The 21,340-nt window shown below is 69.0% G+C and carries 21 protein-coding genes; 12 read left to right on the top strand and 9 right to left on the bottom strand.

Annotated features, from left to right (window positions below):
* Nucleotides 1–2 precede the first annotated feature (2 nt).
* The 4 genes from ACIBI5_RS07065 (at nt 3) to ACIBI5_RS07050 (ending at nt 4,115) form a co-directional block, all read left to right on the top strand.
* Nucleotides 3–968 (top strand): lysylphosphatidylglycerol synthase domain-containing protein, encoded by a 966-nt coding sequence (locus ACIBI5_RS07065; protein ID WP_397244043.1) that lies wholly within the window; start codon nt 3–5, stop codon nt 966–968.
* Between the two features lie 13 nt (nt 969–981).
* On the top strand, nt 982–2,145 hold the full coding sequence (locus ACIBI5_RS07060) for an endonuclease/exonuclease/phosphatase family protein (RefSeq protein WP_397244041.1): 1,164 nt from the start codon (nt 982–984) through the stop codon (nt 2,143–2,145).
* The gene (locus ACIBI5_RS07055; RefSeq protein WP_397244039.1) at nt 2,142–2,918 is read left to right on the top strand and encodes a sulfotransferase family protein; all 777 of its coding nucleotides are present in this window, start codon (nt 2,142–2,144) and stop codon (nt 2,916–2,918) included. The genes ACIBI5_RS07060 and ACIBI5_RS07055 overlap by 4 nt, the downstream gene beginning before the upstream one ends.
* A 396-nt stretch (nt 2,919–3,314) precedes the next feature.
* Nucleotides 3,315–4,115, top strand: a complete 801-nt coding sequence (locus ACIBI5_RS07050) for a BTAD domain-containing putative transcriptional regulator (RefSeq protein ID WP_397244037.1) — start codon at nt 3,315–3,317, stop codon at nt 4,113–4,115.
* Nucleotides 4,116–4,214: 99 nt separating this feature from the next.
* On the opposite strand, the gene ACIBI5_RS07045 is transcribed toward ACIBI5_RS07050, so the two are convergent.
* Entirely contained in the window at nt 4,215–5,072 is an 858-nt protein-coding gene (locus ACIBI5_RS07045; RefSeq protein WP_397244035.1) for an alpha/beta fold hydrolase, read from the bottom strand.
* Nucleotides 5,073–5,142: 70 nt separating this feature from the next.
* Nucleotides 5,143–5,766, bottom strand: a complete 624-nt coding sequence (locus tag ACIBI5_RS07040) for a TetR/AcrR family transcriptional regulator (protein ID WP_397244033.1) — start codon at nt 5,764–5,766, stop codon at nt 5,143–5,145.
* Between the two features lie 150 nt (nt 5,767–5,916).
* On the opposite strand from ACIBI5_RS07040, the gene ACIBI5_RS07035 reads away from it, so the two are divergent.
* Nucleotides 5,917–6,486 (top strand): DUF6506 family protein, encoded by a 570-nt coding sequence (locus ACIBI5_RS07035; protein ID WP_397244031.1) that lies wholly within the window; start codon nt 5,917–5,919, stop codon nt 6,484–6,486.
* An 8-nt stretch (nt 6,487–6,494) separates the two neighbouring features.
* On the opposite strand, the gene ACIBI5_RS07030 is transcribed toward ACIBI5_RS07035, so the two are convergent.
* Nucleotides 6,495–6,818, bottom strand: coding sequence for a hypothetical protein (locus ACIBI5_RS07030; protein WP_397244029.1), 324 nt, complete (start codon nt 6,816–6,818; stop codon nt 6,495–6,497).
* 119 nt (nt 6,819–6,937) lie between these two features.
* Here ACIBI5_RS07030 and ACIBI5_RS07025 point away from each other — a divergent pair, with 119 nt between their 5' ends.
* On the top strand, nt 6,938–7,759 hold the full coding sequence (locus ACIBI5_RS07025) for a hypothetical protein (protein ID WP_397244027.1): 822 nt from the start codon (nt 6,938–6,940) through the stop codon (nt 7,757–7,759).
* 6 nt (nt 7,760–7,765) lie between these two features.
* Here the strand turns inward: ACIBI5_RS07025 and ACIBI5_RS07020 are convergent, their stop codons facing one another.
* A complete protein-coding gene (locus tag ACIBI5_RS07020) occupies nt 7,766–8,440 on the bottom strand; it encodes an SDR family NAD(P)-dependent oxidoreductase (RefSeq protein ID WP_397244025.1) in 675 nt (224 codons plus the stop codon).
* A gap of 270 nt (nt 8,441–8,710) precedes the next feature.
* Here ACIBI5_RS07020 and ACIBI5_RS07015 point away from each other — a divergent pair, with 270 nt between their 5' ends.
* Nucleotides 8,711–9,127 (top strand): winged helix-turn-helix transcriptional regulator, encoded by a 417-nt coding sequence (locus ACIBI5_RS07015; RefSeq protein WP_397244023.1) that lies wholly within the window; start codon nt 8,711–8,713, stop codon nt 9,125–9,127.
* Nucleotides 9,128–9,324: 197 nt separating this feature from the next.
* The gene (locus ACIBI5_RS07010) at nt 9,325–9,768 is read left to right on the top strand and encodes a hypothetical protein (protein WP_397244022.1); all 444 of its coding nucleotides are present in this window, start codon (nt 9,325–9,327) and stop codon (nt 9,766–9,768) included.
* Here ACIBI5_RS07010 and ACIBI5_RS07005 read toward each other — a convergent pair whose 3' ends face one another.
* Together ACIBI5_RS07005 and ACIBI5_RS07000 are read right to left on the bottom strand one after the other, a co-directional pair.
* Nucleotides 9,769–10,329 carry a TetR family transcriptional regulator gene (locus ACIBI5_RS07005; protein WP_397244021.1) on the bottom strand — a complete coding sequence of 187 codons (561 nt, stop codon included), beginning with the start codon at nt 10,327–10,329 and terminating at the stop codon, nt 9,769–9,771.
* A gap of 30 nt (nt 10,330–10,359) precedes the next feature.
* A complete protein-coding gene (locus tag ACIBI5_RS07000; protein WP_397244020.1) occupies nt 10,360–11,829 on the bottom strand; it encodes an aldehyde dehydrogenase family protein in 1,470 nt (489 codons plus the stop codon).
* A gap of 155 nt (nt 11,830–11,984) precedes the next feature.
* Here ACIBI5_RS07000 and ACIBI5_RS06995 point away from each other — a divergent pair, with 155 nt between their 5' ends.
* Nucleotides 11,985–13,121, top strand: a complete 1,137-nt coding sequence (locus ACIBI5_RS06995) for a sensor histidine kinase (protein ID WP_397244019.1) — start codon at nt 11,985–11,987, stop codon at nt 13,119–13,121.
* Nucleotides 13,118–13,768 carry a response regulator gene (locus ACIBI5_RS06990; RefSeq protein ID WP_397244018.1) on the top strand — a complete coding sequence of 217 codons (651 nt, stop codon included), beginning with the start codon at nt 13,118–13,120 and terminating at the stop codon, nt 13,766–13,768. The genes ACIBI5_RS06995 and ACIBI5_RS06990 overlap by 4 nt, the downstream gene beginning before the upstream one ends.
* Here ACIBI5_RS06990 and ACIBI5_RS06985 read toward each other — a convergent pair.
* Entirely contained in the window at nt 13,765–14,370 is a 606-nt protein-coding gene (locus tag ACIBI5_RS06985) for a DUF2306 domain-containing protein (RefSeq protein ID WP_397244017.1), read from the bottom strand. The genes ACIBI5_RS06990 and ACIBI5_RS06985 overlap by 4 nt on opposite strands.
* Nucleotides 14,371–14,505: 135 nt before the next feature.
* Here ACIBI5_RS06985 and ACIBI5_RS06980 point away from each other — a divergent pair, with 135 nt between their 5' ends.
* Together ACIBI5_RS06980 and ACIBI5_RS06975 are read left to right on the top strand one after the other, a co-directional pair.
* A complete protein-coding gene (locus ACIBI5_RS06980; RefSeq protein ID WP_397244016.1) occupies nt 14,506–15,489 on the top strand; it encodes an NAD(P)-dependent alcohol dehydrogenase in 984 nt (327 codons plus the stop codon).
* 80 nt (nt 15,490–15,569) lie between these two features.
* Nucleotides 15,570–19,001 (top strand): NACHT domain-containing protein, encoded by a 3,432-nt coding sequence (locus tag ACIBI5_RS06975; protein ID WP_397244015.1) that lies wholly within the window; start codon nt 15,570–15,572, stop codon nt 18,999–19,001.
* On the opposite strand, the gene ACIBI5_RS06970 is transcribed toward ACIBI5_RS06975, so the two are convergent.
* Both ACIBI5_RS06970 and ACIBI5_RS06965 read right to left on the bottom strand, forming a co-directional pair.
* Nucleotides 18,994–19,911, bottom strand: coding sequence for a hypothetical protein (locus ACIBI5_RS06970; protein ID WP_397244014.1), 918 nt, complete (start codon nt 19,909–19,911; stop codon nt 18,994–18,996). The genes ACIBI5_RS06975 and ACIBI5_RS06970 overlap by 8 nt on opposite strands.
* The gene (locus ACIBI5_RS06965; RefSeq protein ID WP_397244013.1) at nt 19,908–21,275 is read right to left on the bottom strand and encodes a hypothetical protein; all 1,368 of its coding nucleotides are present in this window, start codon (nt 21,273–21,275) and stop codon (nt 19,908–19,910) included. The genes ACIBI5_RS06970 and ACIBI5_RS06965 overlap by 4 nt, the downstream gene beginning before the upstream one ends.
* Nucleotides 21,276–21,340 lie beyond the last annotated feature (65 nt).

Here is a 21,340-nt window from a genome sequence, read left to right as displayed (position 1 = left end):
CGGTGCGTTCGTCGAAGGGCGCATTCAAGCTTCTGAGAGTGGTCATCTATTTGGCCCTCGCCATCTTCTTGTGCTGGCAGGTATGGCGCGTACGACATGAGCTTGAAGACAGCCTGAGTTCCGTGGGTCTGGGCGCCGTTGGTCTCGCGGTGGGGCTCACCGTGCTGGGGAATTTTCCTGGATTCTTCGGATGGCGGTTGCTGGTAACGCGTACCTGCGGTCGCCTGGCTCTTTCCGATGCGGCCTGGCTCTTCTTCGTCTCCGGAGTGACGATCTATCTTCCCGGAGCGATGTGGCCCACTGTCACCCAAGCCGCGCTCGCGCGGAAGGTTGGGGTGCCGGCGACCGGGCTTCTCGGTGCGGGCCTGGCGACGATGATCATGACCGCGATCGGCGGCACCATGGTCGGGTTGCTCGCCCTCCCGCAACTGGTGTCGAACGGTCCTCAATGGTGGCTGATACTGCCACCTTTGCTCTGCGCCTATGCGGTCATGCTGGCGCCGCCCCTGCTGAGACGACTGATCGGACTCGGCCAGCGGATATTGCGACGTGGCGAGCGTGAGATCACGCTTCCCACCGGCAAGGTGTCAACGGCGGTGATCGCCCTGAGCGTCCTTGGATGGTGGTGCACGGGCCTGCATGCGGCGGTCATCGGGATCGCCCTTGGCGCGCCGGCGATGTCTGCCATGACGCTTGGCGTGGGGGGCTTCGCGCTGAGCGCCGTTGCCGGAGGGCTGTCGTTCGCGCCCGCCGGCTTGGGGGTACGCGAGGCCGTGCTCAGCCTCACCTTCGGCGTCCTGCTCGGTGGCCCGGATCTGGTCACTCTGTTGTTGTTGAGCCGGGCCATCACGACCTTGGGCCACGTGGGCGCGACCCTGGGCGTTCTGGGGTTGCTGGCCGGAATTCGCTGCGTAAAGGGCGGCAGAACAGCGAGAAACCGTCAGGCACGCTATCGACAGGCTAGTTAGGACGCACGTTTCGATGGAAGACACGCAGGCGCCAGAAGCCCATTCGTCCTTGTCCTCGACCGGCGAAGACGTCACCGGGGATCCACAACAGATCCCGACGGCCCGCCGCTGGTGCAGGGGAACGCGACTCCTCGTAGCCGCCACAGCGGCGTGGATCACCTATCTCGGCTTGCTCATCCTGTTCGCCGGACGCTGGTGGGTGTGGTCCATCTTCGAAGCCACCCCTCCGGTGGCGGCGGTGGCGGTGCCGCTGCTGCTCCTCGTATTCGTGTGGTTCGCGCGCCCGGTCCGCCGCTGGCTGTCGATTGTCCTGGTTTGCCTGCTGGTGGTCGGGGGCTATCTGGCTGGCTATGGCCGTGGATGGTCGGGTACCACCACAAGCGCCCCCGGGGGGATCAAGGTGTTCTCGTGGAACACCGGATACTGGCAGATGTGGGATGACAAGGAAGCCTTCTACGCCTTCCTGCGCCGGCAGAATGCCGATGTCTATCTCTTGCAGGAATATCTCTACGCGAAGGAGGCCGCGCCGTACAATCACGTGTTCCGCATTGATGAATCGGCTCGGTTGCGCGCGGAGTTCCCGGGATACCAACTGTCCGTTGACAGTACATTCGTCACTCTTTCTCGGCTGCCCATCGTCGCGACGCACCATCAGCAACTTCCCGATACTGGGTCGGATTGGTTCTGGAAGGCGGCCAAGGCCCAGCGCACCGACATCCGGGTCGATGGGCGCACGGTCTCCTTCTACAACGTTCATCTGCCGACGCCCTTCCGGCTGGGGGACAACCCCTTTCGCGGAAGTCTCTCCGGCGTCTTCACGAACCAGACCCTCCCGCTCCTTGAGGAACAGGCCAAATGGCGGCTCAAGGAGTTGCACGGATTGCGGACGGATATTGCCGGCAATCCCCATCCGGCGGTGCTGGCAGGTGACTTCAACACGCCCTGGATGGAGCTGTACCCCCTCGGAGCCGGTACGCAGGCGCATTGGCCCCAGGGCTCCGTGGCACCACCTCACACGTGGCCTGTCCGCGACTACTCGTTGCCCCCGCTGTGGCGTCTCGATTGGCTGTACACCAAGGGCGACGTGGCCGTCTCGAACCACCAGCTCGCCGGTGGAGGGGCCTTCTCCGACCATCTGGCCCAGCAGTTCCGCGTAGACGTTCCCCGTCCCTCGTGACCAAGGACAGCGCGGCCGACGAGAAAGGAACAGGCACGATGCAGGTCATGGCTACCGGGCTCGGCCGTACGGGAACGACCTCCCTTGAGGTCGCGCTGGTACGGCTCGGGTTCGGACCGTGCTTCAGCGCGGGGGAGATATTTACCAGAACTGAGTTGATCCGGCCGCTTCTTGGGATCATGCAGGATGACTCGGCGCATTGGGGAGACATCCTCGACGGCTATGAATCACTTCTCGGCGAACCGGCCTCCGCCTGCTGGCAGAGGATTTTCCACAGTTATCCGGAGGTGAAGGTCGTCCACACGGTGCGCGACCCCGAGCGCTGGCTGGACAGCATGCAGAAGACGCTCTTCAAGCGGCGCGGGCGCGTCAATTCGCTACCAGGCAGGGCCGCCGTCCTCCTGTCGTCGATGGGCGGTACGGATCTCGCTCCACTTGTCAGGCTCTTTCAGCTCACGCTCGAAGCGCGGGCCCAGCGACTGGTGGCCGAGCGGAAACCGCAACGCGCCATCGAGCTGTTCCAGGAGCACACGGCTCTGATTCAGGAGACCGTTCCCTCTGACCGGCTACTCGTTCTCGACGTTCGCGCGGGCTGGGAGCCTCTCTGCGAATTCCTCGATGTACCGGTGCCGGCTGAGCCGTTCCCCCGGATGAACGACACAGCGGAGTACCGCAGAAGCCGCGGCGGTTTCGGCGGAAGGGCCGTACCGCTGCTCCTGGGCCGGACGAGGCCCTGGCCGGGGCGTGAAGTCGGACAGTCCGCCTCGTCCTGAGAAGACGATCTCGCCGGACGAAGGTCATCGTGCCCAGCCGTCGCGTGGGTGCAGGTCACCGGGGCCTTCGTCATCGCGCCGCCTCATCCGGTTCCGAATCGACATGGCCGCGGTCCGTTGTGCGCGTTCCATAACCATCGGTGCCCGCCAGAACTGCGGGCCGTGTCGATGGTCGATAACGGATCAAAAGCGCGCCAGGCTAGCGTCCAGCACGACATATCAATTCGCGATGACCACGGGAATGGCCGCTCTGTCACACGCTGCGCGAAGGGTTGACGCCTACCGGTAAGCAAATATCAACTACGGAGGTTTTATGCTCCACATCGCAGGCGGCCGGTTCGAATTCGTCGGGAGGATCGGGGCATTGACATGCTGAACTCTGGGGTGACAGGACAGGTGGAGTTCCGGCTGTTGGGTGCCATGGAAGTGCTCAAGGACGGTACTCGCGTCAACCTCGGTGGGGCGCGGGAACAGACCCTGCTCGGCGCGCTGCTGTTGCATGCGAACGAGCCCGTGAGCGTCGGCTATCTCGTCGAATCCGTGTGGGATCGCCCGCTGGCATCTCCGGAAACCAATCTGCGGAGCTATGTGTGCAGTCTGCGCCGTCGCCTGCACGCGTTCCTGGGCGGCGGAGACCGGCTGCTCACCCGCAGCGGTGGCTACCTGTTCGTGGTTCAGCCCGGCGAACTGGACGCCGAAGTCTTCGAGAGGTTACTGGACGATGCCGAGCGCGTGCTCGCCGCCGATGACCTGCCTCGGGCGGTGACCGTACTGCGGGAGGCGGTAGGACTGTGGCGGGGCGCACCCGTGCAGGGCGGCCGGGCGGGGCCTGCCTTGCGTTCGGAGCTCACCCGGCTGAGCGAGCGGCGGTTGTGGGCGTTGGAGCAGTACCACCTGACGAGAATCCGGCTCGGCGAGCACGCGGCGGCCTCCGACGACCTGCACCGGCTGGTCACGCATCATCCCCTGCGCGAGGAACTCTGGGCCCTGCTCATGGTCGCGCTCTACCGGTCCGGCCGTCGCGCCGAGGCACTGGACGCTTACACGCGCGTTCGCAGGCGGCTGGCCCACGAGCTCGGCATCGCTCCCGGACCCCGGCTTCGGCAACTCCACGCCGCGGTCCTGCACGACGATCCCGTGCTCGCGCTTCGCCGGCCGACCGGTGTGCTGGCGGAGCCCGTACCTCAGCCGACATAGCTCCCCGATCCTGGGCGAATCGTCGACCTGAACATACCCCGACGGCCGGCGCACGCCAGGTGGTCGCCGGAACGGGCACCGGCCGGGATTCCAGCGGGTTCAGGCGGTGTGCTGGAGGATGGCGGCGGCGATGCGGGGGAGTGCCGGCGCGGGCAGGCCGTGGCCCATTCCCTCGATGGGCACCAGGACGCCGCCGGGGATCGCCGCGGCCAGCGCGCGGCCCTGTTCGAAGGGGGCCATGGGATCCTCCGTGCCGTGGATGACCAGCGTGGGGGCGGTGATCGAGCCGACAAGATCGGAACGGTCGCGTGAGGCCATCACCGCGAGGATGTGGTTCCGCATCGAGTGAGTCATGTCGCCGGCTCGGGCCGCTTCCCGCTCGATGACCCGGCGCGTGGCCGCCTCGTCGAACGGGGCGATCGAGCCCGACAGGATGCGGGCCAGGTCGATCCGGGACTGGATGCGCTGCTCGTCGGTGGTGGGAGGGTCGGTGGTCTGCCGGGCGTCCCACGCGACCAGTCGCGGGTCGCGCTCGGAGCCGCGGAAGCTGCTGGTCTGAGGGTCGACGGCGGCGGCCGCGGACATGACGGCCGTCAGGGTGCGCACCCGGTCAGGGTGTTCCAGGGCGATCTCCTGAGCGATCATGCCGCCCATCGAGGCTCCGACCACGTGCGCGGCCTTGACGCCCAGCCCGTCGAGCAGGCCGATCGCGTCGTCGGCCAGGTCGGTCAGGGTGTATGGGCGTGTCTCGTAGTCGACGGAGCCGGACAGGCCGGTGTCGCGGTTGTCGTAGCGAATGACATGGCGCCCTCCGGCCTGGAGCATGTCGCACAGGTCGTCCGGCCAGGAGGTTCCCTGGGCGCCGAGCCCCATCACGAGCAAGATCGCCGGGTCGTCCGGATCTCCCAAGGTCTCGCACCACAGTCGGATCCCGTTGCTCTCGATCCAGCGTTCCATCGCGTGCTCCCGTCTCGGCAGACTGCTTCCGCCAAAAAGTATAGACGCGTTAACTTTTTGGCGGAAGTGGTCAGGGAGCGGGCGCCCGCATCACCGCGAGCATCTGCGCTCTCAGGTGGTCACGGACAACCGCGACGTCGCCACCGAGACGGGCGGCGATCACCGGCGTGACCATGCCCATGGCGGATATGACCGCGATCTGGGCGCCCAATGCGGACAGGTCCGGCCGTACCTGGAGAAGGAGGGAGACCCACTCCTCGCGCACCACGCGCATCTCACGGATGAGACGTCGGCGGTCCTCCTCGGGGAGCCTCGGCAGCTCACCCTGAAGGATCAGCATCAGCTCCTGGTTCTCCAGGGCGAATGCCGCGAACCACTCGATGAGCGCGACCAGTCGCTCCTCGGGAGACTGCTCCCGCGCGGTCAGTACGGCCCGCCCGCCCTCTCCCAGCCGTTCCAGCGACAACTCGATCAACGCGATGAGAATGGCCTGCTTGCCCGCGAAATGCCGGTAGACCGCGGGCCCGCTGACGCCGGCCGCCGCGCCGATGTCGTCGATCCCGGTGAGGTCGTATCCGCGCTCGACGAACAGGCGGGCGGCCTGCAGCAGGATGACCCGCTTGCGCGCCCCGTGCTTGCGCCCGCTGCCGACGAAAGCCTCCAACTCGGCCATCACGGGCCCGTCTGATGTCACCGCCCGCCTCCGTTCCTGTCCTGGGTGACGCTCAACGTACGACACCGAGACGCCGGAGGGCGATGAGGCCGTCAACCTGGGGCGCACCCACCGACAGAAAGGGCGCCGATGGGTTGACCTCAATATTGGTTGAGGTTACAGACTGAGCTCATGAGCGAAGACAGAGTGATCATTTATGAAGAGGTGGGCGCCGACCCACTGGCCGACGTCCTGGTGATCGAGAACGAGCACGGCAGGACCCGGGTCCGGGCAGTCCCGGAACCCGGGCAACTGGCCGGACTGGTGAAGCGGCTGGCCGCCGAGGGTGTGGACCGGTTCGAGTTGTGCGGCGGGTTCGGGGCCGTGGGGCATGCCGAGGCGCGCCGGGTCCTGGGGGAGAGCGTCCCGGTCGGGGCGATCTACTACGGGTTCGAGTCGCTGACCTCCGTCGCCGACTACAAGGCGCGGTTCGAGGCGGGCGAGGTCCTGGCGGAGGCGTTCCTCATCGTGCACCCGGGTGCCGACCCCGGGTCCGACCGCGTGGTGCGGCATCGGGACGAGGGCGGGCGTACGACATTGCTGGGGGTCCCCGACCTCGCCGGCGCCGCGGCGGCGGCCGCCGCGATGGCCGGTGAGCTGCAGCTCATCGAGGTGTACGGCGGGCGCCGTCCGGACGACGCCGAGCCGGTCATCCGAGCGGCCGTCGAGGCCGGGGTTCCCGTGGGCATGAGCGCGTTCTGAGAACGGGGTCAGCGCGGCCAGGGGTGGTGGTAGACGACCCGCTTGCGGGGCGCCTCGTTCAGCATCCACAGGCGGTCGGAGGCCGGTTGGCAGGCGAGGTTCTCCAGGTTGGTTCCGCCGCGGGTCCACAGCTTGGTGGGCTCGCCGGTCCCGGCGGTGTAGACGCAGCTGGGGATGTCGTACATGCCGCCGACCCACTCCGGGCACGGTCCGGCCAGCACGTACCGGCCGTCGTGGGAGGTGCCGCCGTGCAGGCCCGGGATCCGGGTCCGCAGGCGGGCGCCCGCGGTGCCGGTGAGCAGGCCGGTCGCCTGGTCCACCGGCCAGCGCACGATGTCGCCGGTGGACGTGGTGAACTGCGCGGGGCCGCTGGACCGGCCCGGCGTCGAACGTGCCGCTTGCCTCGCGGACGCCGACCTACCAGAATGTCGTTCTAGAAAGGGGGTCGGACATGAAGGCAGCACGTGTCGCCTGGCGCCGCCTCGAACCGGTGCACGGCATGATCTACTTCGTCCCCGAGGCCCATGACCGCTATGCCGCGCTGGGTCTGAAGGACCGGGCGGGCTACTTCGCCTCCCGCTCGGCGCCGTTCGGGCGGGCGTCCGCGGAACTGGTCATCGCCACCTTCTACAACTTCAACCCCGATCTCGTACGGCGGGCCGTACCGGCGGCATGGGACGTCACCACCCCCGACAAGATCCTCGACGCCCGCCGCGAAGCCGCGGCCGCGGCCCTGCGCAGAGCCGGGATCCACGAGCAGCCGACCATGCCGGAAACGCTCACCCTGGCCAGAAGGGCGGCCGAGGCGGCGTGCGAGCATCCGCACGGCCGCCCGCTGTTCGCCGCGCACGCCACGCTGCCCTGGCCGGACGAGCCGATCGAGCAGCTGTGGCACGCCCAGACGTTGCTGCGCGAGTTCCGCGGCGACGGCCACGTGGCGACCCTGCTCACCGAGGGCATCGGCCCCCTGGAGGCGCTGGTCCTGCATGCCGCCAGCGGCACGGTCCCGCCGGTGTTCCTCAAGGTCAGCCGGGCCTGGCCGGAGCAGGAGTGGACGGCGGCCGAGCAGCGACTGCGTGAGCGCGGCCTGGTCGAGGGCGAGGAGCTCAGCGAGCAGGGCAAGACCCTGCGCAAGCACATCGAGGACCGCACGGACGAACTCGCACTGTCCGCCTACGCCGCGCTGGGCGAGGACGGCTGCGAACGGCTGGCGGAGATCTCCCGCCCCTTGGGCAGAGCCGTGGTGGATCAGGGCCTGCTGAACCTCGGCTGACCGCCGTCAGGCGGTGAAGACGCGTTCCGCTTCGTCGCGTTGGGTGTGCAGGTCCCAGTAGAGAGGGGCGATCTCCTCGGCCTGCGCGGTCGGGGCGCCGGGAGGGCCGCCCGCGCCGATCCACACGCCGATGGCGACGTGCGCGGCCTGGATGCCGGTGCCGGCCAGTTCCTTGCGCAGGTTGAGTACCCAGTTGCGCAGCGCTGCCTGGGCGGCGTTGACGTTGCCGAGTATCGGGTGGGGGTCGACCGAGCCGCCTCCGTTGGTGTAGAGCAGGGTGCCCGCGCCGGCCTCACGCATCGCGGGGAGGACGGCCCGGGTGGCGGTGATGGCGCTGTAGAGGAGCAGGTCGATCAGCCCCTGCACGTCGGACGGGTTGGTCTGGGACGGGGAGGCGAGGGCCAGGGAGCCGATGCTCGGGGCCGGGGAGTGCTCCAGGACGTCGATGCCGCCGAAGCGGGTGGCGGCGTCCTTGAGGGCCTGGGTCAGCGCGTCGTGGTCGAGCACGTCGGCCGGGAACGCGGCGGCGGTGACGCCCTCCGCGGTGAGCCGGCCGGCGAGGTCGTCGAGCTTGGCTCGGTTGCGGGCGATGAGAGCGACGTCGTAGCCCTGAGAGCCGAAGGTGCGGGCGATGGCGAGGCCCATGCCGGGGCCGGCGCCGACGATGGCGAGAGTAGGCATGATCAGTTCACTTTCTCTTGGGTACGGGTCAGGAGGTGCTCCAGCGAAGACGGCTTCAGCAGGCGCGGAAGATCGCCTCCCATGCCGCCCGGTTCTTCCGTACCGAAGGTGCGGAGCGTCACGGACGGTGAAGAGGGAAGGCGCTGCCGAGCGGGAAGGACCGGTGGATTCCCCCTGATTCCTACTATTTGTGCGTAACGTCAAGATAGGACAGCATGGAGAGGCTTACAAAAGGCACATCACTGTGCGTCACGGAGGGGAATGTGCGTCATGGAGCACGCGGAGGGATCGGCGACCGCCGCGAGCCGGGGGCCCTGCGCGGCGATCCCGGCCGACCAGATGGCCTTCGTCCGCCAGATCCTGGACCGGGTCGGCGACAAGTGGAGCATGCTGATCATCTCGATCCTTGAGGACGGCGCCCTGCGCTACACCGACCTGCAGCGCGACGTCCCCGGCATCTCCCAGCGCATGCTCAGTCACACCCTGCGCCAGCTCCAGCAGGACGGGCTGATCACCCGCACGGCCTACGCGGAGGTTCCGCCGCGTGTCGAGTACACCCTCACCCCGCTCAGCCACGGCCTGCTCGACATCGTCAAACAGCTGATCGGCTGGGCCTCCGACCACCACGACGAGATCCGCGCCCACCGCGACCGCGCCGCGGCCACGGGTCGGGGGTCGGCGCCGTAGCGGGCGCCGCCGCATACCCGCCGCGCCGAGCCAGCTGCCGGCCATGAGGCTGAAGCGTCACGTGGGAATGACGTCGGCGGAATCAGGAAGGTGTCGTCGAGTGCCGCCTGGAGGGCCGCCACGACCTGCGCCTGGGTGGTGAACCGGTCGCCGAAGCGGTCCGGTCGCCAGTGGTCCAGGGGCGTGCCGCGGGTGATGTGGCCGGCCAGGGCCTTGCCGTACCCCACGCCGAGGACGAGGAGCCGGACGCCTGGCGGGCGCTCTCGCGCTTCATCCACCGAGCCGCCGCCGAACTGCGGCTGGCCACCTGGCTGTCGATCTGGTTCGCCAGCACCTGGGAGCAGGTCCACGCCGACCCCGAACAACGGCGGCTGCGCCAGATCCTGCTGAAGATCCTCGACCGGCTCGTCCAGCGGGCCCAGGCCGACGGCGACCTGCGCCGCGACGTGGACGCCGGAGATCTGGCGATGATGACGGCCCTGCTGCTGCGGCCCATGCCCGGCCTGCGCACCGAGCTCACCCAGCGCGGCGTGGACCGCTACCTGGCGCTCATGCTCGACGGCCTGCGCGCCCACCCGGACGTCCAGCGGCTGCCCGACGGCGAGGTCGGCCTGGCCGACCTCGGCGGCGACTCAGTGTGATCAGCGGCCGGCGGTAAGGTTGCGCACCGCCTCGGCGATCGCCCCGCCGATCTCGTCGGCGTGGCCGGGCCGGTGGGGGAGAGCGGCGGCGCCGACGGGGCCGTCGGAGGTGGCCAGGGCGACGATGAGCGCCAGGAGGATGTCTGGTTTGAAGGTGTCGCTGAGGCGTCCTTCGCGCTGGGCGGTTTCGATCGCGCCCAGCTTGGCGGCGTGAGAGGGCGAGATCGCGGTGGGATCGGGCCGGTCCGCGCGTTCCAGCCGGTGCCAGGCGACCAGCCGGATGACCGAGGGGTGCCGATGACAGTGCTCGTGGACACGCCTGGCGTACCCGGGCAGGTCATCGACCGTGAACGGAACCGCGTCCAGGCCCTTGGCGACCTCGGCGTCGAAGACCGTCTCGAACAGGGTGTCCTTGTTCGTGAAGTAGACGTAGATGAGGTTCTTGTTCACCGAAGCCGCCTTGGCGATACGGTCCACCCGGGCGCCGGCGAATCCGTAGGCGGCGAACTCCGCGGTGGCGGCCTGGAGGATGCGGCTTTTGGTGGCCTCGGCGCGGGACATGGCGTCCATTGTGACAGAGTGACTAACCGGTTAGATGGCGCCGACCGGCCAGGAGATGTACTTGTGCTCCAGGAACTCGGCAATGCCGTAGGCGCCGCCTTCGCGGCCGAGGCCGCTGTGCTTGAACCCGCCGAAGGGCGCGTCGGGGTTGATCCCCCAGGAGGCGTTGATGTTGACGGTGCCGCTGCGGATCCGGCGGGCGACGGCGTGGGCGCGAGCGAAGTCGCGGGTGAAGATGCCGGCGTTGAGGCCGTAGTCGCTGTCGTTGGCGATCTGTACGGCCTCGTCGTCGCCGGAGAAGGGGATGACCACGTTGACGGGGCCGAAGAACTCCCGCTGGGCGATGGTCATGGAGTTCTCGACCCCGGTGAACAGGGTGGGCTCCAGGTAGAAGCCCTGAGCAAGGCCGGGCGGGCGGTTGCCGCCGTAGGCGAGGACGGCGCCTTCGGCCTGGCCTTGGCGGATCATCGCCTCGACGCGGTCGCGCTCGGCGGCGCTGATGAGAGGGCCCATGACCGTCGCCGGGTCCGCCGGGTCGCCGATGGTGACGGCGGCCAGCATCGGGATCACCTTGGCGACCAGTTCGTCGTGCACGCGTGCGTCCACCAGGGTCCGCGTCAGCAGCAGGCAGCCCTGTCCCGCGTTGGTGACGGTGTTGCCCACGACCTCCAGCGCCGCCCTGTCCAGGTCGGCGTCGGCGAAGACGATGTTGGCGGACTTGCCGCCCAGTTCCAGGACCACCTTCTTGAAAGTGGCCGACGCCTGCGCCGCGATGGTACGGCCGACCGTGTCGGAGCCGGTGAAGCTGACGACGTCGACGCCGGGGCTGCTGGTCAGCTCCACTCCCGCGGCCACGTCACCGGAAATGATGTTGACCACGCCGGGCGGGAACCCGGCCTCCTCGACGAGTTCGGCGAGCAACAGGACCTGCAGGCTCGTGTGCGGGGACGGCTTGATCACCGTGGTGCATCCGGCGGCCAGCGCCGAGGCGAGCTTGTGCACGGTCAGCGGGACCGCGGCGTTGAACGGCGTGAGCAGCGCCGCCACCCCGGCCGCTTCCCTGGCCACCACGCCCTGGGTGGTCTGCGGCCGCCCGGTCATCGACGGGGCCGCGTGCGGGTTGAGCGGCGTGGTGAAGGTCATCGAGGGCAACAGCCGGTCGGCCACGTCGTACAGGAAGTCGATCGCGCTCCGCACGTGGACGGCCTCGGCCAGCGGCCGGGGGAAGCCGCTCTCGCGCACGACCAGGTCGGCGAACTCCTCCCGGCGCTCGTGCAGGGCCTGGCCCAGGCGGCGAAGCAGATCCGCGCGGTGGCGGGGAGCGGTGTGCGGCCACGGGCCATGGTCGAAGGCCCGGCGAGCGGCGGCCACCGCCCGTGCGGCGTCGCCTCGTGAGGCCGAGGGGGCGGTGCCGAAGGGCTGCCCGGTGGCGGGGTTGACGACGGGCAACACCTCCTGAGTCGGTACCCACTGGTTGTCGATGAACAAACGGTCGGCCATCACACGGTCCTAACTAACTGGTTATCCAAGTTGGCTGCCGCAAGAGAACCTAGAACTAACCATCCGGTTAGTCAATCCGACCGTCGACCGTGTATCGATGAGGTGTGAAGCGGTACGGGGATCTCAGCTGAGCGGGCGAGTCGTACCATGAGGCCGTGCACGCCGTCATTCGTTCCCTGTGGAATGAACCGCGTCCCCCCGATCCGCCCGCGCGAGTGCCGCGTGACTGGGTGCTCGTGGGCGCGCTCGTGCCGGTCGCGCTGCTCGAAGGCTTCCTCCGCCCCGACCTGCCCCACCGGGTCGTCGCCGTGTCACTCACCCTCGTCCTGCTGCCCACGCTGCTGTGGCGGCGGACGCATCCGCTGCGGATGCTCCTGATCGTCTTCGCCGCCACGGCACTCGCGCCGCTGCTGACCGGTGGCGCGCCCTCGGAGGCCTACTCCCTGGCCTACCTGCTGATCCTCGTCTACGCGCTGGCCCGCTGGGGATCGGGGCGCGAGATCGCGATCGGACTGGCCGCCATGATCACGGCGGTCGGGCTTTCGACCGCCTTCGGCCGCATGGAGCCTTCCGACGTGGTCGGCTCGTTCGCCGTGATGTCGGCGGCCACGACGCTCGGCATCGCCCTGCGCTACCGGGCCAGAGCCCGCTCGCGTGAGCTGGACCAGGTCAAGCTGCTCGAACGCGCCCAGCTCGCCCGCGACCTGCACGACACCGTGGCCCATCACGTCTCGGCCATGGCGATCCGCGCGCAGGCCGGGTTGGCCACCTCCGCGTCGCGGCCCGACGCGGCGACCGACGCGCTGAAGGTGATCGAGGAGGAGGCGGCTCGGGCGCTGGCCGAGATGAACAGCATGGTCCGCGTGCTGCGCCAGAACCAGCCGCCCGAACTGGCGCCCGGACGCGGGGTCGCCGATCTCGCGGAACTGGCCACGCGGGGCTCCGCCGTACCGGCTGTGAAGGTGAATCTCCCCGGCGACCTCGGCGAGCTGCCGGCGTCGGTCGGGGCGGCGCTCTACCGGCTGGCGCAGGAGTCGGTCACCAACGCCAGGCGGCACGCGCGCCACGTCGGCCTGATCGAGGTGAGCGTCAGCGCGGAGGAGGAGTGTGTACGGCTGAGCGTGACCGACGACGGCTCACCCCCGGCCGCCCCCAGGCCCGGCTCCGGCTACGGCATCATCGGCATGATCGAACGTGCCGAGTTGCTCGGCGGCACCTGCCAGGCCGGACCCGGCCCCGAGCACGGCTGGACGGTCACCGTCGTCCTCCCCAGGGCGGGGAGGCGGTCGTGAGCGTGCGAGTGCTCGTCGCCGACGACCAGGAGATCGTCCTCACCGGCCTCACCATGATCCTCGACGCCCAGCCCGGCATCGAGGTCATCGGCCAGGCGGGCGACGGCAGGCGCGCGGTCGAGCTGGCCCGCCGCCTGCGTCCCGACGTCTGCCTGTTCGACATCCGCATGCCCGGCCTCGACGGCATCCAGGCCACCCGCTCCCTGGCCGGTCCCGACGTCGCCGACCCGCTGGCCGTGGTCGTCATCACCACCTTCGACCTCGACGAGTACGTCTACGCCGCGTTGCGCGCCGGTGCCAAGGGCTTCCTGCTCAAGAACGCGGGCGCGGCCCTGCTCTCGCAGGCCGTCCACGCCGCCGCCTGCGGCGACGCGCTCATCGCGCCGAGCGTCACCGCGCGGCTGCTCGGTGTCTTCTCGCGCACCGGGCCGGCCTCTCCGCCCGTACGGCCGATCGAGACGCTGACGGAGCGGGAGGAGCAGATCTTGCTGACCGTGGCGCGCGGACGCACCAACGGCGAGATCGCCGACGAGCTGCACATTTCGCTCAGCACGGTCAAGTCGCACATCGCCAGCCTCATGGCCAAGCTCGGCGCCCGCAACCGCGTCGAGATCGCCATGTGGGCCTACGAGACGAACCGCGTCTAGGACCTGCGGATGATCCACTCGGCGACCGCCAGATTGATCAGCCAGCCCGCGGCCATCAGCAACGCCTTGGGAAGCTGACCAGGCGTGCCGGCGACCAGAAACCACGGCAGTAGCGTGAACGCCTGCGTGCCCGCGCCCAGGGCGATCGCGTAGGCGCGCATCATCCAGGCCCGGTGGGCGGCGATGTCACGGCGCAGGATCGCGAGCAGACCGAGGGCCAGCGAGGCGGCCATGGCCGTACCGAAGATCACGCGAAAGACGCCCAGCAGCGTGCCGTCGGTCTCCGGCAGCGGGCTGAACAACGTCATCCACATTCCGGCGAGCGCCGCCACCAGCCCCGCGGGCACCAGTACGCGCCCGGCGGCGCGATGCCAGCCGGGACGGTCGCGCCGCAGACCGGGCGCGAACTGGAAGGCGCCGACGACGGTATAGACGGTCGCGCCCGCGATGTGCAGGCTCACCGGAAGCGGCGCGGCGAAGAAGCGCGCGTTGTCCGGCGTGATCGCCGCCCCCACGGACAACTCGGTCATGCGGATCGCGCCCGCGACGATCGGAACGGCACTGAGCGCCAGCAGCGCGGCCGGGATGGTACGACTCCTCATGCCTTCGATCGTGGCGAGCCGGGCCGCGCCCGGCATCGCTCCTCAGGCTCCCGCGGAGACGTCCTATCGGCCGCCAATCAGGCGTACTTTCGGCTGATGAGCGGCGCGGGCGCCGTTCCTACCCTGACGAGTGTGATGAGAGCATTCCTCCTGAGCTCGTACGGCTCAGCCGACGCGCTGCGTCTCACCCGGGTCCAGAAGCCCGAACCCGCCGCCGGCGAAGTCCTGGTCAAGGTGCACGCCACCTCGGTCCAGCCCTACGACTGGCACCTGATGCGCGGCCAGCCGTACATCGCCCGCCTGATGGGCGGCGGCCCCGGCCTGCGCCGCCCGAAGATCTCCATCCTCGGCGCCGACGTCGCCGGCACGGTCGAGTCGGTCGGCGAGGGCGTCACCGCCTTCCGGCCGGGCGACGAGGTCTACGCCATGCCCAAGCAGGGCGGCTTCGGCGAGTACACCCGCGTGCCCGCCGGCGAGCTGGTCCCCAAACCCCGTAACCTCTCCTTCTCCCAGGCCGCCGCGGTCCCCATGGCGGCCAACACCGCCCTGATCGCCCTGCGCGGCTGCTACCCCGGCCAGAACGTCCTCGTCAACGGAGCCTCCGGCGGCGTCGGCACCTTCGCCGTCCAGATCGCCAGGGCGCTCGGCGCGAAGGTCACGGCCGTCTGCGGTCCTCGCAACCTCGCCCTGGTCGCCTCGCTCGGCGCCGAGGAGGTCATCGACCGTACTCGTGAGGACTTCACCCAGCGCCGCCAGCGCTACGACCTCCTGCTGGACATCGCCGGCGGCCCCTCCACCGCCGCCTGCCGCCGCGCCCTGACCCCCAAGGGCGCGCACGTGCTGGTCGGGGGCCCGGGCGGCCGCTGGCTCAGCCCAGCGGGCCGGATGCTCACCACGATGCTCGCCGGGCCGTTCGTCTCCCAGCGGGTCGCGATGGCCGACGTGGTCCGCTGCACCGACAACCACCGCAACCTGACCACGCTGGCCACCCTGCTCGAATCCGGCCAGATCTCTCCGGTGATCGATCGCAGTTACCCGTTCGAGCAGATCCCGGACGCGATCCGCTACCAGGAACAGGGCCGTTCAGCGGGCAAGGTCGTCATCACGTTCGGGGATTGATGCCCTCCTTGACCGGCCATACGCCCGCCCTCGATAGCTGTTCGCCGATGCCAGGGTGGCCATTCGCGTAAGTTGCTCGCATGCGGCGCAGAACGCTGAGCTATGAGGACGCGGTGCGGGTCCTGGGCAAGGAGAGCGCTGTGGTCCGGGCGCTGGGACAACTCGCCGGTTCCGGGCTGACGGTCGCCTCGGCCGGGGGCAGCGAGGTGGCGCTGAGCCTGTTCGACCTCAAGGGGGAGGCGGAACGCCTCGCCCAGGACGCGGTCTCGGTCGTTCGCGAGCGTGTCTCCGGTCTGACCCGGTTCGAACGCAGCGAGTTGCTGGAGGCCGCCCATGCTGTGGTCATCGTGGCCGCGTTCTTCGGCGCGCTGGACGATCTCAACGAGGAGCATCGCACCGCGCTGAACTCCACGACACTCGACCTGACGCGGGCCGAGCAGGCCGGGCTGGCGGTGGGCCGCTCCGTGCGGCGCGGACGGCTCGCCGACCTGGTGGAAGTGCTCAACACCCCCGGCACCTTGCCCGACATGTACGACCGGTGGGTCGGTACTCCGCTCGTCGCCTACTACGAGACCCTGACGGAGCGGTTGCTGAGGTTCGCTCCCGGCACAACCGCCTGGGACAGCACGGACGAGACCACCCGCCGACGCTGGACGGCCGCCCTCAAGGCCGATCTGCCCAAGCTGGCGACCACCCGATACGAGAAGATGCTGCGGCAACTGGCCGGCGACTATCCGGAAGTGGCCTTCTGGGCTCATCAGGCAGGCGTCCGAGTGCTTCTGGACGAGCTCAGAGCCGCCCGGCAAGACGCCGCGGACACGGGGACGATGCTGGCAGGGCTGGCCCGGATGGTGCGCTGGATGTCCCAGGGCCGCGCTCCCGACGAGCTGCGTTCGGCGCTCGCCACCGAGTATCAGGCACAGGTCGACCGCCCGCTGGCCGATTCGGACGCGGTTCCCGACGGGGTACGACCGCCAAGCTGCATGGACGTCTACATCAATCCCTCCTACAGGCGGCTGACCCGGCTCGGCCGAGTGGCCGAGCAACCCGAGCAGGTCAGCGAAGGCGGCTGGCAGAGCGCGGAATCCGGCGAGGACCTGGAAACCTTCCTGCTCCAGCACCTCATCAGCCCGGCCGCCACCAGCGCTCCACTGGTGGTCCTCGGCCAGCCGGGCACGGGGAAATCACTGCTCACCCAGATGCTCGCCGCGCAGCTCCCGCCGGACGACTACCTCGTCATCCGGGTGGAACTGCGCAATGTGCCGGCCGACGCCGACATCCAGCGCCAGATCGAGGAGTCGCTGCGGACGCTCACCCAGGTGGAGCACGAGTGGCCGACGGTGGCCGCCTCGTGCGCGCCCGCGCAGCCGGTGGTGCTCCTGGACGGCTTCGACGAACTGCTCCAGGCGAGCACCACCGTGCACTTCGACTACCTGGAGAAGGTCAAGGACTTCCAGGACAGGGAAGCGCGACGCGGTCGTCCCGCCGCTGTGATCGTCACCAGCCGCTCCTCGGTCGCCGACCAGGTCCGCTACCCCCGGGAGTCGGTGGTACTCCGGCTGGAGGAGTTCACGGACGAGCAGGTGCGCCGGTGGCTCCGACGCTGGCACGCCGGCAATCCGGCTCGCGCGCTGAGCACCGAGGAGGCGCTGGCCCACGGCGTGGTCGCCCGCCAGCCCCTGCTGCTGTTCATGCTGGCGTTGTTCCGCGCCGACGGCGGAGAAGTCCGGGGCAGGATGGGCAGCACCGAACTCTACGAGAGCCTGTTCAGCAGGTTCGCCGAACGCGAGGTCGACAAGCGGGGCCGGCACCTCAGCGAACGTGACCGTCGCGTGCTCGTCGCTCGCGAGCTGTATGTGATGTCCATGGTGGCCTTCTCGATGTTCAACCGCAGCTCGCAGAGCGTCTCAGAGGAGGACCTGGCCCGCGATCTGGAGATGTTGCCGTTCGCGGACGAGGCCCGGCGCCGTGCCACCGCCCAGGAGGTGGCCGGGCGCTTCTTCTTCAAGCTGTTCGTCCATCAGAGCCAGGCCGTCGAAGGCCACGTCATGATCCGCCGGTATGAGTTCCTGCACGCCTCGTTCGGGGAGTTCCTGGTGGGACGGTGGATCGCCGACGAGCTGGCGCGCATGGTCCAGCGGGTGCTGAAGAACGCCGACGACCCGCTCCCCATGCCGCCCGACGACACCCGGCTCCGCTCGATCGCGAGTTTCGCCGTCCTGGCCGACCGGGCCCGCGTCACGGAGGTCGTCGCCGATCGCCTGCTCACACGGCCTCCGGAGGAGCTCGTGGAGCTCCGAGTGCTGCTCATCCGGCTCCTCCGTGAGTGCATGGACAGCCGGGCGGCGGAGCTGGTGTCGCCGACGTACGAGCCGATCAGGCTCGGCCTGCCTGCCAGGTTCGCGGTCTACAGCGCCAACCTCTGCACTCTCCTCGTTCACACGGCCACGGCGTTGGAGGGCCACGACCCGAGCCTGGCGCGGATCCCCGTCAGCGCCATCCCGGACTTCTTCTCCATCACCCGTTCCTGGTACGCCCACCTCACCCGGAAGAGCTGGTACGCCATTCTCGAGGCCATTCAGGTGGCGGAAGATTCGCAAGAGCTCCACATTTCCTCATGCGGCGTGGCGTGGCGGCCCGATGCGGAGCCTTACCGGGCATCTGAATTCTTGGGATACGACACAGTGCGGGCAGATCCCCTGATTCTCCCGGGAACCCGGGTCGCGCGGATATTCAGAGAGACCGCGATGCTCGAGTCCGAGACCCAGCACGCCCTGCTGCAGACCCTGCTCCCGTTTCTCGGCGCGGTCGGCCTGGAGTTAAGGCCGGACTTTCCCATTGGCCTGTCCGGCGCGCTCGCCATGGAGTTACTGACCCGTCGGCAAGGGATCGACCCTGTCAGCCGATCACAGATCTACCTGGGGATACTGGCCAGTCCACCCCGGCTTAACGTCCGCTTCGCGCGGCTGTTGCTGGACGCGTTGCGGAGCGACTCCGACCGGGTTCAGACCTTGGTGGTCGCGCACGCCGGGCCCGCGTTCGAGCGCCTTGCCTGGGCGAATGTTCCAGCTTTCCTCGACACGATCCGGACGACCCGGACGAGCCAGTTCGATGTGCCTCCCGACTGGGCATCCCACCCGGATCTCGCTGAATCGGTCGACGTTCACAACTACCGCACCCTGCTGGGATTCCATGAGACGCCCCACAGCCTCGACGTGCGGGATCTGGCGCACCTGCTGGTTCTTCGCGACCTCATGGACCTGAAAGACCTCGATCAGGTCCAAGCCCTGTGCCGGCTGGTGCCGAACTGGGAGTATTCCGGTCACGGGCTCGTTCGGCTCGCGGTGTGGGCGGCGATGGCGGAGCGGGATCTCGTGGCGCACGCGCCCCCGTTCATCGAGCTGAGCCGGGCACAGGCTGATGGGCTCGACGCGATCGCGCCCGGCTACCTGGCAGGATTTCGCGAACTCGCTGCCTTCTGGGTGGATGAGGATCCGGTCCTGATCACTTGACGTCGGCGGCGGGCTGATCGGCCAGCCAGAGAATCGGCTCCAGCACGTTGATGGGCTGGACGGAGCCGCGGATGCGGTGTCCCTCCTTCATCGGGATGATGTTCTGGAAGTCTTCGGAGTCATAAGCTTGACGTCGCTGATCGATGTAGAAGCCGATCGCCGAGGTCGCGAAGAAGCGGACCTGCTCAGGGCGGAAGAACTGCCTGATCCCTCTGAGGAGCATGTCGGCGTTGCCGCTGGCGGAGACCGTACACAAGGACCTGAAGAGTTCTTCGGCCGCGTCGGAGGACACTCTCGGCCCTTGATGGGAGTCGTCCGGGTCCGTTGCGATCAGGTTGAGGCGCTCGGCGGTGTTCAGAACCCGGGGGTCGTCGAACTTGGTGATGCAGACGGCGAGACGATGAGGTAGCCGCGCGGAGGAGGCGTCCGACGCCATGACGCGCTGGGCCAACCGGGACAGCACGCCGTAGAAGTAGTCGAAGCTGTCGCCCGATTGGAATTCACGGATCGGATCGAAGAGGAACAGCAGGCCGTGGCTGGCGGTGAGGTCGTCGATCAGATCGCTGGTGGGCGAGTTTCCGAAGGCGCCTCCCGGGAGGTCGAAGATGCTCAGATCCACGTGAGCCGGTTCGGTGACGGTCGCGCGGCGGAAGAACCACCCGCGACGTCTCACCCGCGGCGGCCCGAGCAAGACGTAGTCCAGCACCTCCAGCTGGTTCGTCATTTTGGGAAACTCCCGCTCCCGCACCAGCTGGGCGGTCAGGCTCGCGAGCCGAACGCCGGAGGCATCGTCCTTCGCCACGAGGGCCCAATCCCGCTTGTTCCTCATCATCGCGATGGGCAGGGCCGCCAGGAAGGTGGTCTTACCGCTGCCGGGCGCCCCCCAGAGCGAGATCCGGTGATTCGTCATGGAGCCGCCTCGATCAGCGGGAGCGGTATCCGGTTGAGCCCGGATGTGGCCAGCCCCAGATCGCTGCACAGCCGGGTGACGCCGGCCTCCTCCGCTCGCGCCCGAGAGGACGCGCCGAGCACGCTCCAGATCGGATGAGCGCTTTCCGTGATCGCACCGAAGGCCACTCCTGCCCGTTCGAGCCAGGTCGTCTGGCGATTCCAGTCATAGCGGTTCGGGCAGGCGAGGAGCGTCTCGTGGCGGCCTGGCGGGTGTGGCGGTCGGTCGCCCGCGGTCAGGAGCACGGTGCGGCCGGGGCTGCCCTCGCTCAGCCGTGTCACCACCTCGGCCAGCATGTCCTCCACCTGGGCCGCGTCCCGATAGCCGTCGGGATAGACCGGTTGGGTTTCGAGCCGCTCCAGGGCGGTGAGGGCGCGTTCCGGCGAGGCCAGCCAGCATCCTGGCCGCACGGGACGCTCCGGAACCTGCCAGTCGTAGGAATGCGTCGCGTACGGCACCAGCGAGACCAGGCACTCGGTGATCCCGGTCGCGGCCTCGTGGATGACGCGGCGCACCAGGTCGATACGACGGGTCACGAGACTCCTGTCCTCGGACAGCTCGATCCCCACCACGAGGTGGATCCGGCCGCCTTGGGCGCCGATCAGCGGCCACGCCCCGACGACCAGTTCGGCCCAGCCCCGGCCGTCCTCTGCGAACAAGGCAGGGGAGGAAAACTCCACGCTGCCCGGACCACCGAGCATCAGCCGCACCTCCTGCCGCCCCGGCGGCAGTTGCGCGACTCGGATGGCGACCGGGCGCGGGTGCTTCTCGGTCATGGAGACGACGGCGAACACCACCTCTCCGCTCGCCTGCGCGACGATCTCAGCCGTCGCGCCACGGGCCGCGCCCACCGGGAAAACGGTCACGGCAGCGGGCCGAAGCTTACCGCTCAGCGGATCCGATGTGAGGCCGAGCAGCCCGTACGGTTGCTGGAGCGGCTCGTCGGTCAGGATCTCCCGCAGGAGCGCCGCGACCGACAGACCGGAAACCCGCGTCGACACCGAACCCGGCCGAAGATCGGCCAGCCAGGACGCCGCCAGCTCCGGTAACTCCTGACCCGGCGCGGAACACACGACGATCACCGCTTCGTCGCTGACCCCGCCGGCGGCCCTGGCGATCCGCCGCTGCTCCAGCGGGGTGCCCAGCTCGTGCCACGGCAGCATCAGCCCTGTCGCCGCGCACGGGGTGCCGGACTCGTCGCGGTGCACGTCGAACGTGGTGACTCCGGTCGCCCCGAGCTCGACGACATTGAGATGCCGTGGCCCCTGAAGCGCCCCTACGGCCGAGGCAAGCGTGTCTCGCAGCCGCGCATCACCCTCGCCCACCCCGCTCCTCTCCACCAGAGCCTTCTGGACAGGCTATCGCCGCCGGCCTGCCTTCCGCCTGCTCG

It is taken from the genome of Nonomuraea sp. NPDC050540, assembly GCF_044457485.1.
Lineage (GTDB): Bacteria > Actinomycetota > Actinomycetes > Streptosporangiales > Streptosporangiaceae > Nonomuraea.
Note: the sequence above shows the minus strand (reverse complement) of the source record. Positions and strands in the feature narration are given on the sequence as shown.